This window comes from Burkholderia sp. BCC0397, assembly GCF_902832865.1.
Taxonomy (GTDB): Bacteria; Pseudomonadota; Gammaproteobacteria; order Burkholderiales; family Burkholderiaceae; genus Burkholderia.
The window spans coordinates 93,936-116,304 of the sequence record NZ_CADFDL010000009.1; the positions used below are offsets into that span (position 1 = coordinate 93,936).

19 protein-coding genes are annotated in these 22,369 nt (G+C 67.9%); 16 read left to right on the forward strand and 3 right to left on the reverse strand.

Annotated features, from left to right (window positions below):
* Nucleotides 1-116 precede the first annotated feature (116 nt).
* On the forward strand, nucleotides 117-824 hold the full coding sequence (locus tag HWX03_RS24935; RefSeq protein ID WP_175873039.1) for a TetR/AcrR family transcriptional regulator: 708 nt from the start codon (nucleotides 117-119) through the stop codon (nucleotides 822-824).
* 262 nt (nucleotides 825-1,086) lie between these two features.
* Nucleotides 1,087-2,502, forward strand: a complete 1,416-nt coding sequence (locus HWX03_RS24940; protein WP_175873040.1) for a family 1 glycosylhydrolase — start codon at nucleotides 1,087-1,089, stop codon at nucleotides 2,500-2,502.
* Between the two features lie 294 nt (nucleotides 2,503-2,796).
* Here HWX03_RS24940 and HWX03_RS24945 read toward each other — a convergent pair whose 3' ends face one another.
* Nucleotides 2,797-3,438: a GntR family transcriptional regulator gene (locus HWX03_RS24945; RefSeq protein ID WP_175873041.1), complete on the reverse strand. Its 642-nt coding sequence runs from the start codon at nucleotides 3,436-3,438 to the stop codon at nucleotides 2,797-2,799.
* 131 nt (nucleotides 3,439-3,569) lie between these two features.
* Here HWX03_RS24945 and HWX03_RS24950 point away from each other — a divergent pair, with 131 nt between their 5' ends.
* Complete coding sequence (locus tag HWX03_RS24950; protein WP_175873042.1) at nucleotides 3,570-4,046, forward strand: OsmC family protein; 477 nt, start codon at nucleotides 3,570-3,572, stop codon at nucleotides 4,044-4,046.
* A gap of 18 nt (nucleotides 4,047-4,064) precedes the next feature.
* Here the strand turns inward: HWX03_RS24950 and HWX03_RS24955 are convergent, their stop codons facing one another.
* Nucleotides 4,065-5,015, reverse strand: coding sequence for a LysR family transcriptional regulator (locus HWX03_RS24955; protein WP_175873043.1), 951 nt, complete (start codon nucleotides 5,013-5,015; stop codon nucleotides 4,065-4,067).
* Nucleotides 5,016-5,129: 114 nt separating this feature from the next.
* Here HWX03_RS24955 and HWX03_RS24960 point away from each other — a divergent pair, with 114 nt between their 5' ends.
* The 8 genes from HWX03_RS24960 to HWX03_RS24995 all read left to right on the forward strand — a co-directional run bounded on the left by HWX03_RS24960 (nucleotide 5,130) and on the right by HWX03_RS24995 (nucleotide 15,125).
* Nucleotides 5,130-6,881, forward strand: a complete 1,752-nt coding sequence (locus HWX03_RS24960) for an IlvD/Edd family dehydratase (RefSeq protein ID WP_089489919.1) — start codon at nucleotides 5,130-5,132, stop codon at nucleotides 6,879-6,881.
* A gap of 277 nt (nucleotides 6,882-7,158) precedes the next feature.
* The gene (locus HWX03_RS24965) at nucleotides 7,159-8,517 is read left to right on the forward strand and encodes an MFS transporter (protein WP_175873044.1); all 1,359 of its coding nucleotides are present in this window, start codon (nucleotides 7,159-7,161) and stop codon (nucleotides 8,515-8,517) included.
* Between the two features lie 48 nt (nucleotides 8,518-8,565).
* Nucleotides 8,566-9,495: a dihydrodipicolinate synthase family protein gene (locus HWX03_RS24970; protein WP_175873045.1), complete on the forward strand. Its 930-nt coding sequence runs from the start codon at nucleotides 8,566-8,568 to the stop codon at nucleotides 9,493-9,495.
* Nucleotides 9,496-9,519: 24 nt separating this feature from the next.
* Nucleotides 9,520-10,449 (forward strand): Gfo/Idh/MocA family oxidoreductase, encoded by a 930-nt coding sequence (locus tag HWX03_RS24975; protein ID WP_175873046.1) that lies wholly within the window; start codon nucleotides 9,520-9,522, stop codon nucleotides 10,447-10,449.
* A 90-nt stretch (nucleotides 10,450-10,539) separates the two neighbouring features.
* Nucleotides 10,540-11,553, forward strand: coding sequence for an arabinose ABC transporter substrate-binding protein (locus HWX03_RS24980; RefSeq protein ID WP_175873047.1), 1,014 nt, complete (start codon nucleotides 10,540-10,542; stop codon nucleotides 11,551-11,553).
* Nucleotides 11,554-11,574: 21 nt separating this feature from the next.
* Complete coding sequence (araG, locus tag HWX03_RS24985) at nucleotides 11,575-13,122, forward strand: L-arabinose ABC transporter ATP-binding protein AraG (RefSeq protein WP_175873048.1); 1,548 nt, start codon at nucleotides 11,575-11,577, stop codon at nucleotides 13,120-13,122.
* A 30-nt stretch (nucleotides 13,123-13,152) separates the two neighbouring features.
* Nucleotides 13,153-14,172, forward strand: coding sequence for an L-arabinose ABC transporter permease AraH (araH, locus tag HWX03_RS24990; protein WP_175873049.1), 1,020 nt, complete (start codon nucleotides 13,153-13,155; stop codon nucleotides 14,170-14,172).
* Nucleotides 14,173-14,222: 50 nt separating this feature from the next.
* Nucleotides 14,223-15,125 carry an SMP-30/gluconolactonase/LRE family protein gene (locus HWX03_RS24995; protein WP_175873050.1) on the forward strand — a complete coding sequence of 301 codons (903 nt, stop codon included), beginning with the start codon at nucleotides 14,223-14,225 and terminating at the stop codon, nucleotides 15,123-15,125.
* A 92-nt stretch (nucleotides 15,126-15,217) separates the two neighbouring features.
* On the opposite strand, the gene HWX03_RS25000 is transcribed toward HWX03_RS24995, so the two are convergent.
* Nucleotides 15,218-15,622 (reverse strand): hypothetical protein, encoded by a 405-nt coding sequence (locus HWX03_RS25000; protein ID WP_175873051.1) that lies wholly within the window; start codon nucleotides 15,620-15,622, stop codon nucleotides 15,218-15,220.
* A 283-nt stretch (nucleotides 15,623-15,905) separates the two neighbouring features.
* On the opposite strand from HWX03_RS25000, the gene HWX03_RS25005 reads away from it, so the two are divergent.
* From HWX03_RS25005 to mhpT, 5 genes are all read left to right on the forward strand, one after another.
* Nucleotides 15,906-16,433: a MarR family winged helix-turn-helix transcriptional regulator gene (locus HWX03_RS25005; RefSeq protein ID WP_175873052.1), complete on the forward strand. Its 528-nt coding sequence runs from the start codon at nucleotides 15,906-15,908 to the stop codon at nucleotides 16,431-16,433.
* A 234-nt stretch (nucleotides 16,434-16,667) separates the two neighbouring features.
* Nucleotides 16,668-17,498 (forward strand): p-hydroxycinnamoyl CoA hydratase/lyase, encoded by an 831-nt coding sequence (locus HWX03_RS25010; RefSeq protein ID WP_175873053.1) that lies wholly within the window; start codon nucleotides 16,668-16,670, stop codon nucleotides 17,496-17,498.
* Between the two features lie 71 nt (nucleotides 17,499-17,569).
* Nucleotides 17,570-19,018: an aldehyde dehydrogenase gene (locus HWX03_RS25015; protein ID WP_175873054.1), complete on the forward strand. Its 1,449-nt coding sequence runs from the start codon at nucleotides 17,570-17,572 to the stop codon at nucleotides 19,016-19,018.
* Nucleotides 19,015-20,916, forward strand: coding sequence for a feruloyl-CoA synthase (locus HWX03_RS25020; protein WP_175873055.1), 1,902 nt, complete (start codon nucleotides 19,015-19,017; stop codon nucleotides 20,914-20,916). Before HWX03_RS25015 ends, HWX03_RS25020 begins: the two co-directional genes overlap by 4 nt.
* Nucleotides 20,917-21,141: 225 nt before the next feature.
* Complete coding sequence (mhpT, locus tag HWX03_RS25025) at nucleotides 21,142-22,347, forward strand: 3-(3-hydroxy-phenyl)propionate transporter MhpT (RefSeq protein ID WP_175873056.1); 1,206 nt, start codon at nucleotides 21,142-21,144, stop codon at nucleotides 22,345-22,347.
* The last annotated feature ends 22 nt before the right edge of the window (nucleotides 22,348-22,369 follow it).

Sequence of the window (22,369 nt, forward strand, 5' to 3'; positions counted from 1 at the left end):
GTTTTTGCGCAGTGACGCATCGAGCGCGGCGACCGGTTATCGATCGCCATCGTCGAACGGCGGCCGCGCCAGGCGCGCCGACCCACGCCCGTTCCGGCACCCGACCCAACACGTGAATGAAGAAAACCGTCAAGACAGGCGCGGCAACGACTTCCGGCACCGCGCGCACACGCCGGCCGACGCAGGCGGAGCGCAGCCAGGCGACCCGTGAGCGCGTCATCGCCGCCGCGATATCGTTGCTCCACAAGGAAGGCTATTCGGGCGCGACGACGCTCGCGATCCGGCGCGAAGCCGACGTCAGCATGGGCGCGCTGCAGCACCAGTTTCCGACCAAGGCGGAACTGATGGCCGCGGTGCAGGAGCGGCTCACCGGCGATCGTTTCGCGCAATTCAAAAGCGCATCGCACGGCGCGACGACGCCGCTCGAACGGATCGACCGGATGCTCGACGTCGCGGGCGCGCTCATCGGTACGTCGTTGTTCGCCGCCAGCATGGAGATCCAGTTGGCGCGGCGCGCCGACAAGGAACTCGACGACGCGGTGGCGCGCGTCCTCGAACCGTTCGACCAGGGCTTTCGCGCATTGATGGACGATGTCGTCGCGGATTTCGACACCGCGACCGCTGCGACGATCAAGCAATTTCAGGTGCTGGCCGGGTCGATGATCCGGGGGCTCACCATCGACGTCGTGACCGGCGGCGAGCCGGCCACCGCGCGCGCCGCGTTCGCGCTCTGGCGCGACATCGCGCTTCGGCAAATCGCGGACGTGACGCCTCCACCCGCTGCGGCGAAAGCGAAAACCGCCAAGCGCCGCGCCTCGCGCTGATATTCCGCTGACGATTTTCATAGGCCGCTGGCCGTCGGTGGGCGGCTGACGGCGCTGCACTCCGCGGCGACGGGTTCGGCAACGCCAGGATCACCGGTCGATCCGGGGGCGCAACGTATTGCAGGGACCCAAGCCGCATTTCGAGACAACGCTCGATGCGCTTCGTTGACAAGCAATATGGCCTACTTGTATGTTGCAGCGCATGCGTGCTGGGGCTGCACCGCAAATGACGCAGCCGGCCCGTCATCACATGGAGATCCGAATGCCTGTCGATACTTCCACGCCGCGCTCGCCAGCGCGTCGCCTGTTCCTGCGCGCCGGCGGCGCAGCCGCGGCCGGCCTTGCCGGTGCGCCCGCATTCGCACGCGATGACGGTGCCCGCTTTGCCGACGACTTCGTCTGGGGCGTCGCGGCATCGGCTGCGCAAACGGAAAGCCGGGAAGGCCGCGGACGCAGCAACTGGGACGAGTTCGCGGAGCGGGCCGGCACGATCGCCGACGGCTCGACGAATGTGCGCTGCACCGAATTCGAGCGGCGCTATCCGGCCGATATCGCGTGGATGGCGGCAGCCGGGATTCGCGCATTCCGCTTCTCGATCGCATGGCCGCGCGTCCAGCCGCAGGGGCCCGGCGCGCCGAGCGACGCGGGCCTCGGCACCTATGACCGGATGATCGATGCGATGCTGGCGCACGGCATCGAGCCGTTTCCCACGCTGTTTCACTGGGATACGCCAGTCTGGGCCGGCGATTTCCGGAAACGCGACATCGCCTATCGGCTGGCCGATTACGCGGACCGGGTGACGCGTCGGCTCGGCGACCGCGTGAAGCGCTGGATCGTGCTGAACGAGCCCAACAGCCTCGCGCTGCGCGGCTACGGGATGGGCGTGCATGCGCCGGGGCTGCGTTCGCCGAAAGGCGTGTTCGCTGCGATGCATCACCAGAATCTGGCGCAGGGCCTCGCATTCCAGGCGCTGCGTGCCAACCTGCATGACGCGCGGATCGGCACGACGATCAATCTGCAACCGATCCGCCCGGCCGGGTCGCGCGACGAAGACCGCAAGGCGGCCGGCCTCGTCGACGTGCTGTGGAATCGCGCGTTCCTCGATCCGTTGTACGGGCACGGTTACCCCGAGCCGCTCGTGCACTCGCTCGCCGGTCTCGTCCGGCCCGGCGACATGGACATCATTGCCGCGAAGCCGGACTTTCTCGGCATGAACTACTACTCGCGCATCTACGTGCGCGCCAACCCGTCCGTGCCGCTGGGCGTCGAACAGGGCGAGCCGCCGGCCGATCTGCCGCGCACCGCGTACTTCCAGGTCGAGCCGGACGGGATGACCGAGATGCTGCTGCGCCTGCATCGCGACTACGGCGCGCCGGACATCTACGTCACCGAAACGGGGTTTGCGCTCGACGATCCGGCGCCGCACGACGGCGCCGTCGATGACGGCCCGCGCATCGATTACCTGTCGCGCTATCTGCGCGCGGCACACGACGCCTATCGGCAAGGCGTCCGGCTGAAGGGACTGTTCTACTGGTCCGCCACCGACAACTGGGAATGGGGGCAGGGGTTTTCGAAGAAGTTCGGCCTCGTGCACGTCGATATCGATACGCAGGTTCGCACACCGAAACGAAGCCTCGCGTACTTCGCACGATGCATCGCGCAGAACGCGGTGGCGTGACACGGCATCGAAACCTGAGCCCGGACGTCGAGCGGCTCGCCTGCGCAGGGCCGTGTACGAGGGCGGCGGCGTGATTGCGTTGCGTTCCGGTGAGGTACTGCACGTCAACGCGATGCGGATCGGCTTGACGGCCGCGGCGCTCGATGACCTGTTTCCGCAGCCCGACGCGCGTCGCTAGCGCGCGTTTCCCATGCGTGACGGCCGGCTCGCCCCGTCTCTACCTGAGCTACAGCGATCTCGCCGTCAGCGCCGCGCAGGCCGGCGCGCGTGAAGCCCACGCTCCGCGCGCCGGCCTCAGCCGCCTTCGACGAGCCGCAGCACGATGCGCCGGGCCGAATCGAGATGCGCGACGGTCATCGCGCGGGCGCCGCGTGCATTGCGTTCGCGGTACGCCTGGAGGATATCGTCGTGCTCGACCTGGAACGACGGCGTATCCGCGAGCAGCGTGGCCTGCAAGCGCTCGTAGCGCTCGACCTGGCTGCGCAGTTCGGCGATCGACTTCAACTGCCGCGCGTTGCCGCAGCACGAATACAGCAGCGCATGGAATTCGCGGTTCAGCTCGCCTTGCCGGCGCGGCACGGTTGCGTCGCCGAGCAGCCGATGCACGAGTTCGGCACGCGCGAGCGTTTCGTCGTCGAGCCGCTTCACGCTGCGGTAGATCGCATCGCCTTCGAGCAGCACGCGCAGATCGTAGATTTCCTGCACGTCCGACGCGCTCAGCATGCGCACGACGGCGCCGCGATTCCTGAAGATATCGAGCAGGCCTTCGCGTTCCAGCCGCTGGATCGCCTCGCGCATCGGAATCCGGCTGATGCCGAACCGTTCGGCCAGGTCGCGCTCGACGAGCCGCTCGCCGGCCGCCAGCTCGCCGTTGATGATCATGTCGCGCAGCGATGCGGCGACCGCGTCCGCCGTGGAGTCGAGTTTGGCTTCCATGCCTGCCTGTTCCGTCATTTTGGAATAATGGTATACCAAACGATAATCCGGTGCCACAATGGCGACCACCGGCGGGCGTCATGCAACGGCGTTCGGCCCGGTCGAGGCAACCGACATCAATGGAGAGCGAGATGGCATCGGGCGAACACACGTATCGCGTTGCAGTGGAGTGGACGGGCAATCGCGGCACCGGCACGTCGGGGTATCGCGAGTACGGCCGCGATCACGTGATCCGGGCCGGTTCCAAGCCGGATATCCCCGGTTCGTCGGACCCGGCGTTCCGCGGCGACGCGGCGCGCTGGAACCCCGAAGACCTGCTGCTCGCGTCGGCGTCGGCATGCCACAAGCTCTGGTATCTGCACCTGTGTTCGGAGGCCGGCATTCGCGTGCTGGCCTACGTCGACCACGCGGAAGGCACGATGCTCGACGGCGCCGAAGCGGGGCGCTTCACCGAAATCGTGCTGCGTCCGCAGGTGACGATCCGGGCCGGCGACGATCGTGAACGGGCGGCGCATCTGCATCACGACGCGCATGCGAAGTGCTATATCGCGAATTCGGTCAACTTCCCGATTCGCTGCGAACCGGTTATCGAATTCGCCGCGGAGTAAGTAACCGCGGCTGCGTCGTCACAGCGCGACGCCGTAAACCTCCGTTGCCGCCGCCCGAATCGCATCGACCATCACCGTCACCGCCGGCGAATGCAGCCGGTCGGTGCGCGTGATGATCCCGAAATCGTCCATCCGGCAATCCATCTCCAGCGGCAGCACCGTGACGATGCCGTGCCGCGCGTAGTAGTGCGCGACGTCCTCGGCGAGCACCGCGATCATGTCGCTCTGCTCGATCAATTGCGTGATGAACAGCAGCGCGGCCGTCTCGACGACGTTCGCCGGCGGCGCGAGGCTCGCGCGCTGGAACACGAGATCGAAGCGGTGGCGCAGCACGCTGCCGGCCGGCGGCACGACCCAGGCGGCGCGCTGCACGTCCGCGAGCGACAGCGGCGCGTGCGCGAGCAGCGGGTGGCCGGGGCGCACGACGGCGGCCACCGATTCTCCGGTCAGCGGCTCGTAGCGCAGGCGCAGCTTGTCGTGTTCGGCGGACAGCCGGCCGAGCACGATGTCGATCTTCTCCTGCGCGAGGTGTTCGAGCAGCACGTTGCTGGTGTCGATCTCGACCGACACGTGCAGGCCCGCATGCGTGCCCTTCACCGCGGCGACGGCCGGCGGCACGAGCCGCAGGCCCGGCGACGTGATCGCCCCCACCGCCACGTGGCCGAGATGGCCGGCCTTCAGCGCGGCCAGCTCCTCGCGCGCCTGGTCGAGGCTGCCGAGCGCCGCGCGCGCGTGGCGGATCAGCGCGTCGCCGTACAGCGTCGGCCGCATCCCGCGCGGCAGGCGCTCGAACAGCACCGCGCCGATCGATTCCTCGAGTTCGCGCAGCAGCTTCGACGCGGCCGGCTGCGTCATGTTCAGCGCGGCCGCCGCGCGGTGGATGCTGCCTTCGTCGGCTAGCGCGACGAGCAGCAGCAACTGGCGCGTCTTCAGGCGGGCGCGGTTTCCCCACGGGCTGGCTTCGGGCATCGTACGGGTTTATATCGATATCGGAATCGATATCGTAATCGCCTAAATCGTCATTAGCCAGTTATCAAAATTCTGCCTAGACTGCGCCGGTATCCCGTCACCACAGGACTGACGATGTCGGCAACAAAACCCAGGCTGCGCTCCGCCCAATGGTTCGGCACGAACGACAAGAACGGCTTCATGTACCGGAGCTGGATGAAGAACCAGGGCATTCCCGATCACGAATTCGACGGCCGGCCGATCATCGGCATCTGCAACACGTGGTCCGAACTGACGCCGTGCAACGCGCACTTCCGCAAGCTCGCCGAGCACGTGAAGCGCGGGATCTCCGAGGCGGGCGGCTTCCCGGTCGAGTTCCCGGTGTTCTCGAACGGCGAATCGAACCTGCGGCCATCGGCGATGCTCACGCGCAATCTTGCGTCGATGGACGTCGAGGAAGCGATCCGCGGCAACCCGATCGACGCGGTCGTGCTGCTCGCCGGCTGCGACAAGACGACGCCCGCGCTGCTGATGGGCGCGGCAAGCTGCGACGTGCCGGCGATCGTCGTGTCGGGCGGCCCGATGCTGAACGGCAAGCTCGAGGGCAAGAACATCGGTTCGGGCACGGCCGTGTGGCAGCTGCACGAAGCGCTGAAGGCCGGCGAGATCGACGTGCATCACTTCCTGTCGGCCGAAGCCGGCATGTCGCGCTCGGCCGGCACCTGCAACACGATGGGCACCGCGTCGACGATGGCGTGCATGGCCGAGGCGCTCGGCGTCGCGCTGCCGCACAACGCGGCGATTCCGGCCGTCGATTCGCGCCGCTACGTGCTCGCGCACATGTCCGGCATCCGGATCGTCGAGATGGCGCTCGAAGGGCTCGTGCTGTCGAAGATCCTGACGCGCGCGGCGTTCGAGAACGCGATCCGCGCGAACGCGGCGATCGGCGGCTCGACGAATGCCGTGATTCACCTGAAGGCGATCGCCGGCCGGATCGGCGTGCCGCTCGAACTGGAAGACTGGATGCGCATCGGCCGCGACACGCCGACGATCGTCGACCTGATGCCGTCGGGGCGCTTCCTGATGGAGGAGTTCTATTACGCGGGCGGGCTGCCGGCCGTGCTGCGCCGGCTCGGCGAAGGCGGGCTGCTGCCGCACCCGGATGCGCTGACGGTCAACGGCAAGTCGCTGTGGGACAACGTGCGCGAAGCGCCGAACTACGACGACGAAGTGATCCGCCCGCTCGATCGGCCGCTGATCGCGGACGGCGGGATCTGCATCCTGCGCGGCAATCTCGCGCCGCGCGGCGCGGTGCTGAAACCGTCGGCGGCGAGCCCCGAACTGCTCAAGCATCGCGGCCGCGCGGTGGTGTTCGAGAACCTCGACCACTACAAGGCGACGATCAACGACGAGGCGCTCGACATCGACGCCAGCTCGGTGATGGTGCTGAAGAACTGCGGGCCGCGCGGTTATCCGGGCATGGCCGAGGTCGGCAACATGGGGCTGCCGCCGAAGTTGCTGCGCCAGGGCGTGAAGGACATGGTGCGGATTTCCGACGCGCGGATGAGCGGCACCGCATACGGCACGGTCGTGCTGCACGTCGCGCCGGAAGCCGCGGCCGGCGGGCCGCTCGCGGCCGTGCGCAACGGCGACTGGATCGAGCTCGACTGCGAGGCCGGCACGCTGCATCTCGACATTACGGATGAAGAGCTGCAGCGCCGCCTGTCGGACGTCGATCCGACCGCGGCGCCGGGCGTGGCCGGCCAGCTCGGCAAGGGCGGCTATGCGCGGCTGTATATCGATCACGTGCTGCAGGCCGACGAGGGGTGCGACCTCGACTTCCTGGTCGGCATGCGCGGCGCGGACGTGCCGAGCCATTCGCATTGAGCGGCGGGCGGTAATGGCCGGTAGCGCAGAGACACGGCCCACGTCACGCTGAAGCGCCAACGTGGGCCAACCGCGAAGCATGGGACGTACGTAAGCGCCGAAGCGCTAACGTACGTCGACCGCGAAGCATGGGGCCCACGTAAGCGCTAAAGCGCCAACGCGGACCGACCGCGAAGCATGGGGCGTGCGTAAGCGCTAAAGCGCTAACGCACACCGACCGCGAAGCATGGGACGTACGTAAGCGCTGAAGCGCTAACGTACGTCGACAGGAGACAAGATGACGACGCAGTACACGCCCGTGCACGCCGCGGCGGAACAGTCCGATTCGACGGCAGCCGTCGACGAACGGCAACTGACCCGCCTGCTCACGCGCAAGCTGGTGCCGTTCCTCGCATTGATCTACGTGGTCGCCTACGTCGACCGGACCGTCGTCGGCTTCGCGAAGCTCCACATGAACGCGGCGATCGGCCTCGGCGACGCCGCGTACGGGCTCGGCGCGGGACTGTTCTTCATCGGCTACTTCCTGTGCGAGGTGCCGAGCAACCTCGCGCTCGGACGCTTCGGCGCACGCGTGTGGTTCGCGCGCATCCTCGCGACCTGGGGCGCGATCACGATGGCGATGGCGCTCGTGCAGGGGCCGACCAGCTTCTACGTGCTGCGCTTCCTGCTCGGCGCGGCCGAAGCCGGCCTCTATCCCGGCATCCTGTATTTCCTCACGCAATGGTTCCCGATGCGCGACCGCGCCCGCGTGATCGGCCTGCTCGTGCTCGCGCAACCGCTCGCCGGTATCGTGACCGGGCCGCTCGCCGGATGGCTGCTGTCGACACACGGGTGGTTCGGCCTGTCGGACTGGCAGACGCTGTTCGTCGTCAGCGGCTTGCCGGCCGTGCTGCTTGCGTGGCCGACGCTGCGGCTGTTGCCCGAGTCGCCCGCGTATGCGCGCTGGCTGAACGATGACCAACGGCGCTGGATCGCGCGGCAGCTGGCGGCCGACCGCGACACGTATCGCCCCGATTCGCACGGCAATCCGCTCGCCGCGCTGCGCGACCGCCGCGTGCTGCTGCTCGCCGCGCTGTTCTTGCCGTTCCCGCTGTGCATCTACGGGCTGTCGCTGTGGCTGCCGACGATCATCCACGCGTTCGGCGCCGGCGATGCGATGACCGGTCTGCTGTCCGCCGTGCCCTACCTGTTCGCGGTGGTCGGCCTGCTCGTCGTGCCGCGCCATTCGGACCGCAAGCGCGAGCGCTACTGGCACATCGTCGTCGTATCGGCGGCGGCCGCCGTGACGATGGCCGCGAGCGCGTGGGTGCGGCAGCCCGCGCTGCAATTCATGTTCATCTGCCTCACCGCGTTTTCGCTCTATTCGATCCAGGCCGTGGTGTGGGCACTGCCCGGTGAATTCCTGACCGGCACGAGCGCCGCGGTCGGCATCGCCGCGATCAATTCGCTCGCGAATCTCGGCGGCTACGCCGGGCCGTACGGGATCGGCCTGATCAAGGCATCGACCGGCAGCCTCGCGGCGGGCCTGTATTTCCTCGCGGCGACGCTGCTGTTCGCGGTGCTGATGACGTTCGTGGTCCGGGCCGCGCTGCGCGCGCCCGAGCCGGCCGCGGGCGCATTCGCCGGCGAATCATGAACGCTTGTTTTCCGGCTGAACGCCGATTCGACTGACGCAGGACCCACCATGACATCGAGCAGCACGCCGCGCCATCGCGGCATTTTCCCCGTCGTCCCGACGACGTTTTCCGACACCGGCGAGCTCGACCTCGCGAGCCAGAAGCGCGCGGTCGATTTCATGATCGACGCCGGCTCGGACGGGCTGTGCATCCTCGCGAATTTCTCCGAGCAATTCGCGATCACCGACGACGAACGCGACGTGCTCACGCGCACGATCCTCGAACACGTCGCGGGCCGCGTGCCGGTGATCGTCACGACGTCGCACTACAGCACGCAGGTGTGTGCGGCGCGCAGCCTGCGCGCGCAGCAGCTCGGCGCGGCGATGGTGATGACGATGCCGCCGTATCACGGCGCGACGTTCCGCGTGCCGGAAGCGCAGATCTTCGATTTCTTTGCGCGCGTGTCGGATGCGATCGACATCCCGATCATGATCCAGGACGCGCCCGCGAGCGGCACGCCGCTGTCCGCGCCGTTCCTCGCGCGGATGGCGCGCGAGATCGAGCAGGTCGCGTACTTCAAGATCGAGACGCCGGGCGCCGCGAACAAGCTGCGCGAGCTGATCCGGCTCGGCGGCGACGCGATCGAGGGGCCGTGGGACGGCGAGGAGGCGATCACGCTGCTCGCCGATCTCCATGCGGGCGCGACCGGCGCGATGACGGGCGGCGGCTTTCCGGACGGCATCCGGCCGATCCTCGAAGCGTTCCGCGAAGGCCGCCACGACGATGCGTTCGCGCATTACCAGACGTGGCTGCCGCTGATCAATCACGAGAACCGCCAGTCCGGGATCCTCACCGCGAAGGCGCTGATGCGCGAAGGCGGCGTGATCGCGTGCGAGCGGCCGCGGCATCCGATGCCGGAACTGCACCCGGACACGCGCGCGGAATTGCTCGCGATCGCGCGCCGGCTCGATCCGCTCGTGCTGCGCTGGGCGCGCTGAGCGGGTGACGAAGGAGAAACGCAGATGAGCGATGTGATTTCGTTGGGCGTCGTCGGGATCGGCAAGATCGCGCGCGACCAGCATTTGCCGGCGATCGCCGCCGAACCGGGCTTTGCATTGACTGCCTGTGCGAGCCGTCACGCGGAAGTCAGCGGCGTGCGCAATTATCCGGATCTGAACGCGCTGCTGGCTGCCGAGCGCGAACTCGACGCGGTATCGCTGTGCGCGCCGCCGCAGGTGCGCTACGCGCAGGCGCGCGCGGCGCTCGAAGCCGGCAAGCACGTGATGCTCGAGAAGCCGCCGGGCGCGACGCTCGGCGAAGTCGCCGCGCTGGACGCGCTGGCGCGCGAGCGCGGCCTGACGCTGTTCGCGACCTGGCATTCGCGCTGCGCGAGCGCGGTGGAACCGGCGCGCGCGTGGCTCGCCACGCGCACGATCCGCGCGGTGCAGGTGCGCTGGAAGGAAGACGTGCGGCGCTGGCATCCGGGGCAGCAGTGGATCTGGGAGCCGGGCGGCCTCGGCGTGTTCGATCCGGGCATCAACGCGCTGTCGATCGTCACGCGGATCCTGCCGCGCGAACTCGTGCTGCGCGAGGCGACGCTGTTCGTGCCGAGCGACGCACAGATGCCGATCGCGGCCGAACTCGATTGCGCGGATACCGACGGCGTGCCGGTGCGCGCGGAATTCGACTGGCGGCACGGCCCGGTCGAGCAATGGGAGATCGCGGTCGACACGGCCGACGGCGTGCTCGCGATCAGCCGCGGCGGCGCGCAACTGTCGATCGCGGGCGAGCCGGTCGAGATCGGGCCGGAACGCGAGTACCCGGCGCTGTATGCGCATTTCCACGCATTGATCGCGCGTGGCGAAAGCGACGTCGACGTGCGGCCGCTGCGGCTTGTCGCCGATGCCTTCCTGTTCGGCCGGCGCGTGCAGACCGACGCGTTCGGCCGCTGAACCTGCGTGCGCGCTTCGGCTCGACGCGCGCGGCGATTGATTGATATTTCGACACACATCACGGCATCTGCCGATACAAAGGAGACTCCCATGAACCGCACGACTCACACGATCCGTCGACACACCCTGCGCGCGCTGCTGGCCGCGCTGTGCATCGCGCCGCTCGGCATGCAGGGCGTCGCGCGCGCCGATGCGCCACTGAAGATCGGCTTCCTCGTGAAGATGCCGGAGCAGGCGTGGTTCATCAACGAGCAGAACGCGGCGTCCGCCCTTGGCCAGAAGGAGAACTTCTCGGTCGTGAAGATCGGCACGCCGGACGGCGAGAAGGTGCTGGCCGCGATCGACAACCTCGGTTCGCAGGGCGCGCAGGGCTTCGTGATCTGCGCGCCGGACGTGCGCCTCGGGCCGGCGATCGCGTCGCGCGCGAAGCGCTACAACATGAAGTTCGTGACGGTCGACGACCAGCTCGTCGACTCGACCGGCAAGCCGCTGTCGAACGTGCCGCACCTCGGGATGTCGGCGATCAAGATCGGCAACCAGGTCGGCCAGGCGATCGCCGACGAGATGAAGCGGCGCGGCTGGAAGCCGGAGGAAGTCGGCGCGCTGCGGATCACCAACTACGAGCTGCCGACCGCGAAGCTGCGCACCGACGGCGCGACGCAGGCGCTGCTCGCGAACGGCTTCCGCAAGGAGAACATCTTCGACGCGCCGCAGAAGACGACCGACGACGAAGGCGGCTTCAGCGCGGCCGCGCCCGTGCTCGCACGCCATCCGAACGTGAAGAAATGGGTGGTCTACGCGCTGAACGAGGAAACCGTGCTCGGCGCGGTGCGCGCGACCGAACAGCTGCACATCCCGGCGGCCGACGTGATCGGCGTCGGCATCAACGGCGCGGGCGAGGCGTTCGCCGAGTTCCAGAAGAAGGAGCCGACCGGCTTCTACGGGACGATCGCGGTCAGCTCGACGAACCACGGCAAGGACAGCACGCAGAACCTCGTCGACTGGATTCGCAACGGCAAGGCGCCGCCGGCCGACACGCAGACGAGCGGCAAGCTGATGACGCGCGCGAACTGGCAGGCCGTGCGCGCCGAACTCGGTATTTGAGCGGGGCGAGGCGAGAACGCGATGACGATGCAGACGATGACGGCCGTGTCCGGCCACGACGCCGAAGTGCTCACGCCGCCGGACGGCCCGCTGCTCGCGCTCGATGGCATCACCGTGACGTTTCCGGGCGTGCGTGCGCTCGACGCGGTGTCGCTGTCGGTGCGCGCGGGCGAAGTGCACGGGCTGATGGGCGAGAACGGCGCGGGGAAATCGACGCTGCTGAAGGTGCTGTCCGGCGTGAACCAGCCGCAGGCCGGCACGCTGACGCTGAACGGCACGGTGCAGCGCTTCGCGTCGACGCGCGCGGCGCTCGAGGCCGGCATCGCGATCATCTACCAGGAACTGCATCTGGTGCCCGAGCTGACGGTCGCGGAAAACCTGATGCTCGGGCAATTGCCGAGCCGGCTCGGCGTGGTCGACGAGCGTACGCTCGCCGCGCGCGCGCTCGATGCGCTGGAGCGGCTCGGCGAGCACATCGATCCGGGCATCCCGGTGAAGTATCTGTCGATCGGCCAGCGCCAGATGATCGAGATCGGCAAGGCGCTGATGCGCGACGCGCGCGTGATCGCGTTCGACGAACCGACGAGCTCGCTGTCCGCGCGCGAAACCACGCAACTATTCCGGATCATCCGCGCGCTGCGCGCGGAAGGCCGCGCGATCATCTACGTCACGCACCGGATGGAGGAAGTCTACGAACTGTGCGACCGCGTGACGGTGTTTCGCGACGGCCGCCGCATCGACACGTTCGATTCCGTCGCCGATCTCGACCGCGACCGGCTGATCGGCTGCATGGTCGGCCGCTCGATCGAGGACGTGTACGGCTATCGGCCGCGCACGGCCGGCGACGTGCTGATCGAAGCGAAGGGGCTGACGGGGCCGGGGCTGGCCGAGCCCGTGTCGTTCACCGCGCGGCGCGGCGAGATCGTCGGCTTCTTCGGGCTCGTCGGCGCGGGCCGCTCGGAACTGATGAAGCTGCTGTACGGCGCGGTGCGATCGAGCGCCGGGCACGTCGAGCTGAACGGCAGGCGGGTCGCGTTCGGCAGCCCGCGCGACGCGGTGCGCGCCGGCATCGCGCTGTGCCCGGAAGACCGCAAGCAGGAAGGCATCGTCGCAATCGCGTCGGTGGCCGACAACCTGAACATCAGCGCGCGCCGTCATTTCAGCCCGGCGCGCGTGCTGCTCGACGGGCGGCGCGAACGCGCGCTCGCGCAGAAATACATCGAGCGGCTCGCGATCAAGACCCGCGACGGCGACACGCCGATCGGCGCGCTGTCCGGCGGCAACCAGCAGAAGGTCGTGCTCGCGCGCTGGCTGGCCGAGCGCATCGACGTGTTCCTGATGGACGAGCCGACGCGCGGCATCGACGTCGGCGCGCGCGCGGAAATCTACAACCTGTTCTACGAACTCGCGGAAGCGGGCCGCACGGTGATCCTCGTGTCGAGCGATCTGGCCGAGGTGATCGGCGTGGCGGATCGCATCATCGTGATGAAGGAAGGACGGATCGCGGGCGAAGTCGCGAAGGCGCACGCGACGCCCGACGCGCTGATCAAGCTCGCGCTGCCGCGCTAGCGGCCCGCAGTCAACCGGAAAGCAAACGTTATGAGCCAGGCAATGCAACCCCAACGTACTTCCCCCTCCCCGGATACCCCCGCCGTGCCCGCGCGAGCGCGCGGCGGCGTATGGCAACTGATCAACCGCTCCGGCATCGTGATGGTGTTTCTCGTGCTGTTCGCGACGCTGTCGCTGACCGTGCCGGACTTCCTCACGCCGCGCAACATCCAGGGCCTGCTGCTGTCGGTCACGCTGATCGGCTCGATCGCGGTGACGATGATGTTCGTGCTCGCGCTCGGCGAGGTCGACCTGTCGGTCGCGTCGATCGTCGCGTTCTCGGGCGTCGTCGCATCGACGCTGATCACCGCGACGCATAGCGTCGTGCTCGGCATCGCGGCCGGCGTGCTCGCGGGCGGCGCGGTCGGGCTCGTGAACGGCGTGCTGATCGCGCGCTACCGGATCAACTCGCTGATCGTCACGCTCGCGATGATGGAAGTCGTGCGCGGGCTCGCGTTCATCACGTCGAACGGCGACGCAGTGATGATCTCCGAGGAACGCTTCTTCGATCTCGGCGGCGGCTCGTTCCTCGGCATCTCGTATCCGATCTGGAGCAACATCATCGGCTTCGTCGTGTTCGGCTTCCTGCTGCGCAAGACGGTGTTCGGCAAGAACGTGCTGGCCGTCGGCGGCAACGGCGAGGCCGCGCTGCTCGCGGGGCTGCCGGTGATGCGCATCAAGATTGCGGTGTTCGTGCTGCAGGGGCTCGTGACTGGCTTTGCCGGCGTGATGCTTGCGTCGCGGATGAGCCTCGGCGATCCGAAGACGTCGGTCGGTCTCGAACTCGGCGTGATTTCCGCGTGCGTGCTCGGCGGCGTGTCGCTGACGGGCGGCGTCGCGACGATCTCCGGCGTGCTGGTCGGCGTGCTGATCATGGGCTCCGTGCAGGACGCGATGAGCCTCTTGAACGTGCCGACCTTTTACCAATATCTGATACGCGGCGGAATTCTGTTGCTCGCGGTGCTGTTCGACCAGTATCGTCGCAACCAGCGGCGTGCGATGAAGATCTGATTTCGACCACGCGCGGCCGCCTGCACATACGACGAATATCGGGAGACGGCATGCAACAGACTCATCCGGCCGCGTCGGCGACGCTGCTGGCCGACAGCCGCAACACGCTCGGCGAAGGCGCGACGTGGTGCGACAGGACGCACGCGCTGTACTGGGCGGACATCGAAGGCGCGCAGCTGTGGCGCTGCCGCGCGGACGGCTCGGATCTCGCGCAGTGGGCGATGCCTGAGCGGCTCGCGTGCTTCGCGCTGACCGACGATCCGGACGTGCTGCTCGTCGGGCTCGCGACGCATCTCGCGTTCTTCGACCTGCGCAGCGGCGCGTTTACGCGAATCGTCGACGTCGAGCCCGATTTGCCGACGCGGCTGAACGACGGGCGCTGCGATCCGTTCGGCGCGTTCGTGTTCGGGATGAAGGACGAAGGCGGCGAGCCGCCGCGTGCGATCGGTGGGTTCTATCGGCTCAATTCCGATCTGACGCTCGAACGGCTTGCGTTGCCGCCGGCCGCGATCGCGAACAGCATCGGGTTCTCGCCGGACGGGTCGAAGATGGTTTTCTGCGATTCGATGGTGCGCGAGATCTTCGTGTGCGATTACCGCGCGGGCGGCGACGTCGCGAACGTGCGGCCGTTCGCGCGGCTGACCGATGCCGATGGTGACCCGGACGGTTCGATCGTCGATCGCGACGGCGGGCTGTGGAATGCGCAGTGGGGCGGGCGGCGGGTGGTGCGTTATGGGCCGGACGGGGTCGAGACGGATCGTGTTGAGGTGCCGACCGCGCAGCCGAGCTGCGTCGCGATCGACGGTGACGGCCGGTTGTATGTGACGAGTGCGCGTATCGGGTTGGGCGACGACGTGCTGGCCGGCGACACGCACGCCGGCGGCGTGTTCGTCGCGCAGACGCGGCATGCGGGGCTGCCGACCGCGCGGTTTGCGGGGACACGTGCTGGATGAGTGGCGGGTGTGGACGGCAGGTTCTATCGGCCGGCAGGCAAAACGAAAGCCCCCGGCTTGTGAAGGTTCGGGGGCTTTTCTTTTACACACAATCAAAATAAAGGTAGTCGGGCGCGAATCCAATCCCATTTGGTAGGCGGAATCGCAAGCAACTGCATCACATCACTGCTTGAGCTATCGTAATATACGATTCCGCCCACACCATCTACCAGTTCTCGCTCAGTTGCAGAATTTGCGTAGTATGAAAAATAGCGTTGAGCGCGCAATTCTCCAGTCCCATCAAAAAGCTGAAATCTCACTTCGTGCCCATTCCGAATATTCGCGCCACACAACTTCGCGTAATATTCCGCGCCTCCGAATTCTTTCTTCCCCCCATTCAGTTCTTTTTCAAAAAAATCACACCGGCCATAATTTGGCCTGGTCATATGAATGGAAATGCCAATCAGTAAAAACACAAGAATGGCTAACCCAGTGATTCGGGGGAGGCTGGTCTGCATATTTCTTCCTATATTAATCATTATTGGTTCCAGTATCCAGTCACTCTATCCTGTGAAGGTTTGAGTGAAGCTGTTCTTTTACCCCATCACGAAGTGGCGAACCATTTTCAAGATGAGAATTGATTGTTTTTTGGTAATTTAATTAGTGTGCCGACCGATATTTCGTACTTATACGAGGCAACTGAGAACATGGAGGGACGCTGAGAGTGATGTCGCGACTATGCGTTCGCCCCCCCCCCCGACCTGCTGGTAAGATGGCCCGCAATTCCATCCAGCACGCGCCATGAGTTCCACTCCGACCAAGCCCGCGAAACCGAAAAACGCCGCGACAGGCGCGGTGAAGAACGCCGCGAAAAACGCCGCCCGCGCGACGGGCGACAAGCCGAAAGCGCGCGTGCAACAACGCCTGACCTACGTGATCGGCGGCCTCGACCGGCTGCTGCGCCGTCACATGACCGACGCACTCGCGCCGCTCGGCATCACGCTCGCGCAATACACGGCGCTGTCGGTGCTCGAGGCGCGCGGCGCATCGTCGAACGCGCAGCTGGCCGAGCGCTCGTGGATCACGCCGCAATCGGCGAACGAGGTGATGAGCGTGATGGCCGCCCGCGGTTTCGTCACGCGCGAAGCCGACCCGTCACACGGCCGCATCATCCTGCTGACGCTGACCGACGCGGGCGCGGCGATGCTGCGCGAATGCGAAGCCGTGCTGCGCCCGCTCGAGGCACGCATGCTCGGCGACATCTCGGCCGACGACGCTGCGCACGTGCAGCACGCGCTCGAACTGTTCTCGCGCAATCTGCGCGGCTGACCGCTTCCCCGGTTTTCACGACGCGGGCCCGCCAGGCCCCCGCCCGCTTCGTACGCGCCGTCGGCGGTTGCCCGACCGCTCCCCGATTTCCCCAACGCTTTCTCCGCCTTCCGCTCCGGGTTTACACCGGCGCTCGTGCCGCTTGCAATATCAGGTAGCCTGATATTAAATGAAGTCGTCCGCAGCAGGCATGCTGCGCACCGAATCGCACAGGAACGAACGACAGGAACAGACATGAGCAAGTACGACAACCGCTGGCAGACCGTTGAAGTGAAAGTGGAGGCCGGCATCGCGTGGGTCACGCTGAATCGCCCCGAGAAGCGCAATGCAATGAGCCCGACGCTGAACCGGGAAATGCTGGAAGTCCTCGACGCGGTCGAGTTCGACGACGAGGCGAAGGTGCTGGTGCTGACCGGCGCGGGCGCCGCGTGGACGGCCGGCATGGATCTGAAGGAATATTTCCGCGAGATCGACGGCGGCTCCGACGCGCTGCAGGAAAAGGTGCGCCGCGACGCATCGGACTGGCAGTGGCGCCGCCTGCGGATGTACAACAAGCCGACGATCGCGATGGTGAACGGCTGGTGTTTCGGCGGCGGGTTCTCGCCGCTCGTCGCGTGCGACCTCGCGATCGCGGCGGACGACGCGGTGTTCGGGCTGTCGGAGATCAACTGGGGCATCCCGCCGGGCAACCTCGTCAGCAAGGCGATGGCGGACACGGTCGGGCACCGCCGCGCGCTGCACTACATCATGACCGGCGACACGTTCACCGGCGCGGAAGCGGCGGAGATGGGCCTCGTGAACAGCAGCGTGCCGCTCGCCGACCTGCGCGACGCGACGATCGCGCTCGCCGCGCGGCTGATGGACAAGAACCCGGTCGTGCTGCGCGCGGCGAAGCACGGCTTCAAGCGTTCGCGCGAACTTACGTGGGAACAGTGCGAGGATTACCTGTATGCGAAGCTCGACCAGGCGCAGCTGCGCGACCCGGAGCGCGGCCGCGAGCAGGGGCTGAAGCAGTTCCTCGACGACAAGACGATCAAGCCGGGCCTGCAGGCTTACAAGCGCTGAGACAAGCGCCGACGCAGCCGCCGGCATCACCGCCGGCGTAATCGCAAGAGACAGGCAAGGCAGGAGACGACATGACCGACAGACGGATGCTGATCGGCGGCGAGTGGTGCAACGCCCGTGACGGCCGCACCTTCGACCGCTTCAACCCCGCGACGGGCGCGCTCGCGTCGCACGCGCCGGCGGCCGGCGTGGCCGACGCCGACGCGGCCATCGACGCCGCGCACCGCGCGTTCCCCGCATGGGCGGCGCTTGCGCCGACCGAGCGGCGCCGCCGGCTGCTGAAGGCGGCCGACCTGATGGACGCGCGCATCGACGAGATCATCGCGACCGGCGTGGCCGAAACCGGCGCGACGCCCGGCTGGCTCGGCTTCAACGTGACGCTCGCGGCGAACATGCTGCGCGAGGCCGCGTCGATGACGACGCAGATCGCCGGCGACGTGATCCCGTCCGACGTACCGGGCAATCTCGCGCTCGCGATGCGCGTGCCGTGCGGCGTAGTGCTCGGCATCGCGCCATGGAATGCGCCGGTGATCCTCGGCACGCGTGCGCTGGCGATGCCGCTCGCGTGCGGCAACACGGTCGTGCTGAAGGCGTCCGAGGCGTGCCCGGGCGTGCACGCGCTGATCGGCGCGGTGCTGGACGAAGCGGGGCTCGGTGCGGGCGTGGTGAACGTGATCACGCACGCGGCGGCCGACGCGCCCGAACTCGTCGAGCGGATGATCGCGCATCCGCACGTGAAGCGGATCAACTTCACCGGGTCGACGCACGTCGGCCGCATCATTGCGCGCCACGCGGCCGCGCACCTGAAACCCGTGCTGCTCGAACTCGGCGGGAAAGCGCCGGTGCTCGTGCTCGACGATGCCGATCTCGACGCGGCCGTCGACGCGATTGCGTTCGGCGCATTCTTCAACCAGGGGCAGATCTGCATGTCGACCGAGCGCGTGATCGTCGCGCGGCCGATCGCCGATGCGCTCGTCGAGCGGCTTGCCGCGAAGGCGCGCACGCTGGTCGCGGGCGATCCGCTGGCCGGCCATCCGCTGGGCACGATGGTCGATGCGTCGGCCGCCGCGCGCGCGGCGTCGCTGGTCGAGGATGCGCGTGCGCATGGCGCGCAACTGCCGCTCGGCTGCCGTGTGGAAGGCGCGACGATGCAGCCCGCGATCGTCAACGGGGTCACGCGCGACATGCGGCTCTATCGCGAGGAATCCTTCGCGCCGGTCGTCGCGATCCTGCGTGCGGATAGCGACGACGAAGCGGTCGCGCTCGCGAACGACAGCGAGTTCGGGCTGTCGGCGAGCGTGTTCAGCCGCGATATCGCACGTGCAATGGCGGTCGCACGACGGATCGAATCGGGGATCTGCCATATCAACGGGCCGACCGTGCACGACGAAGCGCAGATGCCGTTCGGCGGCACGAAGGCGAGCGGCTACGGCCGCTTCGGCAGCCGCGCGTCGATCGCCGAATTCACCGAGCTGCGCTGGATCACGGTGCAGACCACGCCGCGGCACTACCCGATATGAGCGAGGTCACGATGAATGTATCGCACCCCGCCAGCGGGCCGGTGACCGACACGGGCGGCGTACGCTATCGCGCGGCCGCCGTCGCGGTCGGCGCGGCCGAGATTCGCCGCGACGACGACGGTACCTGGTACCTGCGCTCGCGCGAACCGCTCGGCGATTACCCGACGCGCATCACCGACTGCCTCGTGCGCGGCGCGCAAGCGCACCCCGACCGCGTGCTGGCCGCGCGGCGCGGCGCCGACGGCCGCTGGATCGAACTCACCTACGCGCAGATGCTCGAACGCGCCCGCGCGCTCGGCCAAGGGCTCGTCGATCTCGGGCTGTCGGCCGAGCGTCCGCTCGCGGTGCTGTCCGGCAACGATCTCGAGCATCTGCAACTGATGTTCGCGGCGATGCTGGCCGGCGTGCCGTACTCGCCGATCTCGCCCGCGTATTCGCTGGTGTCGACCGACTACGGCAAGCTGCGTCACACGCTCGGCGTGCTGCGGCCGGGCGCGGTGTTCGTCGCCGAACGCGCGCCGTTCGCGCGTGCGCTCGACGCGACGCTGCCGGCCGATGCGGCGCTGATCGTCGCGCGCGATGCGGATGCCGATGCCGAGGCCCGCGCGGTGCCGCTGTCGCGCCTGCTCGCGACCGTCCCGCGCACGATCGACGCGATCCACGCGGCGGTCGGCCCCGACCATCTCGCGAAGATCCTGTTCACGTCCGGTTCGACGAAGCAGCCGAAGGCCGTGCCGACCACGCACCGGATGCTGTGCAGCAACCAGCAGATGCTGCGCCAGACGATGCCGGAACTCACGCGCGAACCGCCGGTGCTGGTCGACTGGCTGCCGTGGAATCATACGTTCGGCGGCAGTCACAACCTCGGCATCGCGTTGTACAACGGCGGCACGCTGTATATCGACGACGGCCGCCCGATGCCCGGCCGCTTCGACGAAACCGTGCGCAACCTGCGCGAGATCGCGCCGACGATCTACTTCAACGTGCCGAAGGGCTGGGAGGAGCTGACCGCCGCGCTCGAACGCGACGCCGAGCTGCGCGACACGTTCTTCTCGCGCGTGAAGCTGTATTTCTTCGGCGGCGCGGGGCTGTCGCAGGCCGCGTGGGATCGGCTGGACCGCGTGACCGAAGCGCATTGCGGCGAGCGCATCCGGATCATGGCCGGCCTCGGGATGACGGAGGCGTCGCCGTCGTGCCTGTTCACGACGGGGCCGCTGATGCGCGCCGGCTATATCGGGCTGCCCGCGCCCGGCTGCGACGCGAAGCTCGTACCGTGCGGCGGCAAGCACGAACTGCGCTTCAAGGGGCCGAACGTGATGCGCGGCTACTGGCACGCGGAGGCCGATCCGCGCGACGTGTTCGACGAAGAAGGCTATTACCGCAGCGGCGACGCGGGCGTCTTTGCCGATCCAGAGCGGCCGGAACTCGGGCTGCTGTTCGACGGCCGGCTGACCGAGGACTTCAAGCTGAGCAGCGGCACGTTCGTCAGCGTCGGGCCGTTGCGCGCGAACGCGGTGTCGACCGGCGCGCCGTACGTGCAGGACGTGGTCGTGACCGGGATCGATCGCGACGACATCGGCTTGCTGGTGTTCCCGCGCGTCGATGCATGCCGTGCGCTGGCGGGGCTCGCCGCCGATGCGTCCGTGACCGACGTGCTGCGCGCGCCGGCCGTGCGTGCGGCGTTCGCGGCGTGGCTCGCCGCGCTGAACCGGAACGCGAGCGGCGGCTCGACGTTCGTCGCGCGGATCCGGCTGATCGACACGCCGCCGTCGCTCGATCTCGGCGAAGTGACCGACAAGGGTTCGCTGAACCAAGCGGCCGTGCGGAAGCATCGCGCGGCGATGATCGACGCGCTGTATGACCCGGCGCGGCGCGATCCCGACGTGATTTACGCGTAAGCAGCACGCACGAACAGCAAGCAGCAAGCAGCAGTAAGCAGCAACAAGCAGGTACAACGACCGGCCGGCCACGACACCGGCAGGCACGCTTGCGGCCAGTGAATCAGGTTGCCTGATAAAGGCAGCCGTTCATACGACACCTCGCGCGCCGATCCGCCACTGGCCGGCGGCGACGCGCGGTAGCCGTTGCACGGCCGACCGACTACAAGACATGGGACTGGAGACATGAACACTTACGTTGCCGAAAAATCCACGGTCGCGACCACGCTCGCGCTGTGTTTCGCGATCGCCCTCCTCGAAGGGCTCGACCTGCAGTCGGTCGGCGTCGCCGCGCCGCGAATGGCGCGCGAATTCGGGCTGTCCGTATCGCAGATGGGCATCGCGTTCAGCGCGGGCACCTTCGGGCTGCTGCCGGGCGCGATGCTAGGCGGGCGGCTCGCCGACCGGATCGGCCGCAAGCGCGTGCTGATCGCATCGGTCGTGCTGTTCGGGCTGCTGTCGATCGCGACCGCGCAGGTATCGACCTTCGCGATGCTGGTCGTCGTGCGCGTGCTGACCGGCATCGGCCTCGGCGGCGCGATGCCGAACCTGATCGCGCTGTCGTCCGAAGCGGTCGAGCCGCGCTCGCGCAGCAGCGCGGTCGCGACGATGTACTGCGGGATCCCGTTCGGCGGCGTGATCGCATCGGTGATCGGCGTGCTGCTCGCCGGCGACACCGAATGGCGGCACATCTTCTACGTCGGCGGCGTGGGGCCGCTGCTGCTCGTGCCGCTGCTCGTTTGGTTCCTGCCGGAATCGCGTGCGTATCTCGACGTCGCCGGCACGCAGGCCGCACGCACCAGCGTCGCACGCACGCTGTTCGGCGACGGCCGCACGACGTCGACGGTCGCGCTGTGGGTCAGCTACTTCTGCACGCTGATCGTCCTCTACTTCCTGCTGAACTGGCTGCCGTCGCTGATGGCCTCGCGCGGGCTCGATCGCGCGCACGTCGGCCTCGTGCAGATCGCGTTCAACGTCGGCGCGGGGCTCGGTGCACTCGGCATCGGTGCGGCGCTCGACCGGATGCGCGCGTCGCGCGTGGTCGGCGGCATGTATGTCGGGATCGTGCTGTCGCTCGCCGCGCTCGCGGCCGCGCCCGGTTTCGCGTCGCTCGCGGCGGCCGCGTTCGCGGCGGGGATGTTCGTCGTCGGCGGGCAGTCGGTGCTGTATGCGCTCGCTGCGATCTACTACCCGACCGCGATGCGCGGCACCGGCGTCGGTGCGGCGGTGGCGATCGGCCGGCTCGGCTCCGTCGTCGGGCCGCTCGCGGCTGCGACGCTGCTGGCCGCGGGCCGCAGCGCGCCCGTCGTGATCGGCGCGAGCATCCCCGTCACGCTCGTTGCGGCTTTCGCTGCATTCGTGCTGATTCGCCGCCCGCAAGCCGGCGACTGAGGTTTTGATTTTTCAATGCGCG